The organism is Gelidibacter salicanalis (assembly GCF_016469035.1).
GTDB classification, from domain to species: domain Bacteria; phylum Bacteroidota; class Bacteroidia; order Flavobacteriales; family Flavobacteriaceae; genus Gelidibacter; species Gelidibacter salicanalis_A.
Map to the genome: position 1 here is coordinate 1 of NZ_JAEHJZ010000094.1, position 415 is coordinate 415.

1 pseudogene is annotated in these 415 nt (G+C 37.8%); it reads left to right on the forward strand.

Features of this window, described 5'->3' with window-relative positions:
• Window positions 1–154: 154 nt before the first annotated feature.
• Window positions 155–415, forward strand: a pseudogene (locus JEM65_RS20925) (ISNCY-like element ISCku10 family transposase); the annotation flags it as partial.

Here is a 415-nt window from a genome sequence, read left to right on the forward strand (position 1 = left end):
TAATTAGTGCTTGGTCGTAAACCTGTAAATTGTTGATTATTAAGTTGATAACTCATTGTCGATCAACGAATCTCCCTCCGATAAAAGCCTTAAATTGGTATGAACAATGGTTTTACTTGGATTATCCTCTGTAGATTCGATAAAAAATGATGCTATGCGTAAACGATTTGAGTTATCTCCAGTACTAGGAAGCCTTGCTATTTCTGAGGTAATAATTCCCATAAAAAGCAGAGATGAACTTCCGCCCGTATTGCTGGCACTCCAGACTATTTTTGTCAGTGAACAGTACCATCAAAAAATGTTTTCGATTGTAGAGCCTGTGATTTTAAGGGATAAAAAGCAAACGGGCCGCGAAGGAATGAGTATATGGGAAGTAATTGTTCTGTCGGTGATTCGTTTAACGCTCAACACCAAT